Origin of the sequence: Nocardiopsis listeri (genome assembly GCF_020741345.1) — a bacterium.
Classification (GTDB): Bacteria; Actinomycetota; Actinomycetes; order Streptosporangiales; family Streptosporangiaceae; genus Nocardiopsis; species Nocardiopsis listeri_A.
Genome location: NZ_DYZD01000004.1, coordinates 1 through 3,538 on the forward strand (window position 1 = coordinate 1; position 3,538 = coordinate 3,538).

General features: G+C 69.5%; 3 protein-coding genes. 2 read left to right on the forward strand and 1 reads right to left on the reverse strand.

All coding sequences use genetic code 11. The annotated features are described in order from the left end of the window. Positions 1-1,347 (forward strand): CdaR family transcriptional regulator (locus K8V84_RS00185; RefSeq protein WP_304069096.1); only part of this gene is annotated, 1,347 nt, incomplete at its 5' end. Between the two features lie 219 nt (positions 1,348-1,566). Then, positions 1,567-2,427, forward strand: a complete 861-nt coding sequence (locus tag K8V84_RS00190; protein WP_304069097.1) for an alpha/beta hydrolase — start codon at positions 1,567-1,569, stop codon at positions 2,425-2,427. A 186-nt stretch (positions 2,428-2,613) separates the two neighbouring features. Here the strand turns inward: K8V84_RS00190 and K8V84_RS00195 are convergent, their stop codons facing one another. After that, positions 2,614-3,432, reverse strand: coding sequence for a MaoC family dehydratase N-terminal domain-containing protein (locus tag K8V84_RS00195; RefSeq protein ID WP_304069098.1), 819 nt, complete (start codon positions 3,430-3,432; stop codon positions 2,614-2,616). Positions 3,433-3,538 lie beyond the last annotated feature (106 nt).

Consider the following 3,538-nt stretch of genomic DNA (forward strand, 5'->3'; position numbering starts at 1 on the left):
CCCGAGCCGCCTTCGGCCTACCGGATCGACATCGCGATCCGGCAGGCCAGCGCTCAGGAGCTGGCGGGGCTCGTCTTTCCCACGGAACTGTCCCTGGCCCTGACCTCTCAGGACCTCGCCGAACGCGGAGAGATCCCGGTACTGCAGGCCCCGGGCCAGAAGGCCTCCGACCTGGCCGTGGCGATAGACCGGATGGTCAACAGCGAGGCCTCCGACGTCCTGACGCGGACGCACTTCGCGCTGGACAAGGTGCGCGAGGCCGCCGAGGGACCGTCGGAGGGCCGGGTGGAGGCGGTGCTCACCGCGGCCGGGCGAGCACTCGGCGGAAGGGTCGAGCTGAGGACGGACCCGCAGGTCGGTTGGACGGAGGAGACCGCCGTGTTCGTCGGCGAGGCGCCACACGGCAAGCTGGTCTTCGAGCTCGACGACCAGGACGGATACGCGGGGGACGACGCCGCGCGTCTGGCCCTGCCCGGTATCGCCTCGGTGGTGTCCAAGGTGCTGCTCAGGGAGGTGCAGCATCGCTTCGCTCCCCGGCAGACCTCCGCGGAGCTCATCGCCCAACTGGTGGTGGCCGAGTCCTCCCGGGTCGACTCGTTGGCCGACCAGGCCTACCAGCTCGGCTTCCCGCTACAGCTTTCGCATGTGGTGGCCTGGCTCGAATTCACCGACCCCGGAGACACGAGCCAACTTCCGCCACGGGCCCTGCAGTCCGCGCTCGAACTCCACGCGCTCGAACTCTTCGAACACCGCGACGAGCTCTGGCACATCGCCTTCATCCGCGATGACGCGTTGATCGTCTCCTCGGAGAACCCGGGCAGAGGAGACCAGCAGCGCAGGCTCCGCGAGGTCGCGGCGGGCATCGCCGACCACGCCCAGACCCTGGCCGGTGGCCGTTGGGAGGCGACCGTGGGGTTGGGCGCCCCGCAGGTGGGGGCGTCCGGTCTGCGACAGTCCGCCTCCGAGGCCAGGATCGCCGCCGAGACGGCCGTGGCCTCCGGCAGGATCGGTCACATCGAGGTCACCGACGTCACCGGTCTCAGGCGCGTCCTGCTCGACTTCTACGCCTCCCCCACCAGCCGCAAACTGCTGGAGGACCTGTTGCACCCGCTGGACTCCCCGGACCCGCACAGGACCGAGACGGCCGTCAGGACGCTGTTGGCCTATCTCAGCCATCGGAACTCGCCGGCGAAGGCCGCTCGGGAGCTCCAACTGCACCCCAACGCGGTCAGCTACCGGATTCGCAGGATCACCAAGGATCTACAACTGGATCTGGACGATCCCGACACCCGCTTCGCCGTGGAGCTGGCCTGCCGGGTCCGTCTCCTCAGCTCCGAGCGGCGCTGAGCGGTGTTGGTTGTGCGCCACCGGAGCTTCGCCCCCTCGCGGCTCCCGGGACAGCGCTCGGACAGGGCCTCGAACCGTCCACCGCCGCATACCGCGTCGGGAGATCACCGTTGGGCCGGTGGCACAGAAAGGCACAAAGTCCTGTGCCGACGGGACAGACGGTCGGGCGCACGCGGACCGTAGGCTGTGGCCACCCGAATCGATGTGAGGAAGCCCACCATGCCTTACGCGCCCATCGCCGAAGGGGCGATCTACTACGAAACCGCCGGTAGGTCCACCGGGACGCCCCTCGTGCTCGTCGAGGGAGGGTTCACGCAGATGGTGGGGTGGCCACCGGAGTTCGTGGAACGGCTCGCCGAGGCGGGGTTCCACGTGATCACCTTCGACAACCGGGACGTGGGCCTGTCCACGCACTTCGGTGGACCGGAGGACCTGGACGGCGGCTACGGACTCGAAGACCTCGCCGACGACGTCGGCGCCGTCCTGGAGCACGCGAACATCCCCTCGGCCCATGTCGCCGGACGCTCGATGGGCGGGATGGTCGCGCAGATGCTGGCGATCCGGGCCCCGGAACGGGTCCGCAGCCTGGGACTGTTCTATTCGATCCCGGGGCGGGACAAGCGCTACATCCTCCACGGGGACCGCGAGGAGCTGAACTCGCCCCAGCCCCGCTTCCCCCTCGACGAACTGTTGGCGAACTCCTTGGCCGCCCACCGGGCGTTCATGCCGCACGGCGACGTCTGGGGCGACCAGCAGTGGTACGAGGACGAGACGCGGCGCTATGTCACCCGTTCCTATGAACGTCGCTACTCCCCGGACGGCGCCCCTCGCCAGTGGAGCGCCCTGAAGCGCGCGCCCGAACGCCTGGAAGACCTGAAGGCCGTGGACGTACCCACGGCGGTGATCCACGGCCGCGACGACCACGTACTGCACCGGTGCGCGGCCTGGGACATCGCCGAGGCGATGCCCCGGGCGGAACTGCACGTGTATCCGGGGATGGGGCACTTCTTCCCACCCGCCCTGATCCCGGACTTCGTGCGTGTCCTGGAGCGGACGGCCCGACTGGCGGAACGTCGATAGGAGGCGTCCCCGGGGGGAGCCGCCTCCTGCACGCCTCGTGGCGGGCTCCTCGCCGTTTCGGCCCGATCGACCCGCGTCCGTCTCACTCCACCCGGCGTCCTCGCGGGTCGGCCGGGCGAATCGAGTGGAACACGACATCCGGGACGCCCCGTGGCGGGGCGTCCCGGATGTCGTTCGACGCTCCCGCTACCAGTGGACCGTGGCCTTGGCCGCCAGGTGCCCGGCGTCGTCCACCGCCACCACCCGGGCCGCGTCCTCCCCGTCCGTCACGCCCACCGTGATCTCACGGTCGACGAAGAGCGGGGCGGTGGCGGTGAACGAGCAGCGGACGGGTGTCCTCTCCGAGCCTCGACCACCCCCGTCGCGGTTCATGACGGCGTCCAGCATCAGCAGCCGGGTGAGCGGACCGTGCACGAGCAGGTCCGCCAACCCCTCTTCCCTTCGGGCCCAGTCCCGGTCGTAGTGCACGCGATGGGTGTTGAAGGTGATGGCCGAGAACCGGAAGAGGCGCCGGGAGTCCAGTGTGTGCCGGTAGGACCGCTCCCCCACCTCGTCCACCTCGCGGGGTGGCGCCGGTGGGGCACCCTCCTCCAGGAACACGTCGTGCCAGATGCTCTCGACGGCCAATTCCCCGTCCACGAAGTACCGTCTCTCGATGTCGGCGAAGACGAGTCTTCCGTTCCTGCCGCTCTTCTCCGTGACGCGTCCGGCCCGCACCCGCTGTTCGACGGTCTCGCCCAGCCTGATCGGCCGGTGGAAGACGGTGTCCTCACCGGCGTACATCCTGCGCGGCAGATCGAACTCGGGCAGCACGTCGTCGCGCGGCGTCCCGTCCGGGCGAAGACCGTCCATGGTGGAGGAGAAGGGGAAGTACAGCCCTTCCCACCCCGGAGGCAGGGGATCGCCGAGAGACAGTTCGGGGAGCCCCGGGGCGAAGGTACCCCGGTAGTTCTCCGCCGGCTCGCGGTCCATGCGCTGGATCCGCCCCACGTCGTTGTCGCCCATCAGACGGTTCTGCTCTTCTTCAGTACGGCGATCTCCTCCGGGGAGTATCCGGCCACGACGGACAGCACCTGGTCGGTGTGCTCCCCGACCCGGTTGGCCTTCTTCT

Excerpts from the sequence above, each read along its gene's own strand:
- K8V84_RS00190 (WP_304069097.1), top strand. The coding sequence starts at position 1,567 with ATGCCTTACGCGCCCATCGCCGAAGGGGCGATCTACTACGAAACCGCC.
- K8V84_RS00195 (WP_304069098.1), bottom strand. The coding sequence starts at position 3,432 with ATGGGCGACAACGACGTGGGGCGGATCCAGCGCATGGACCGCGAGCCG.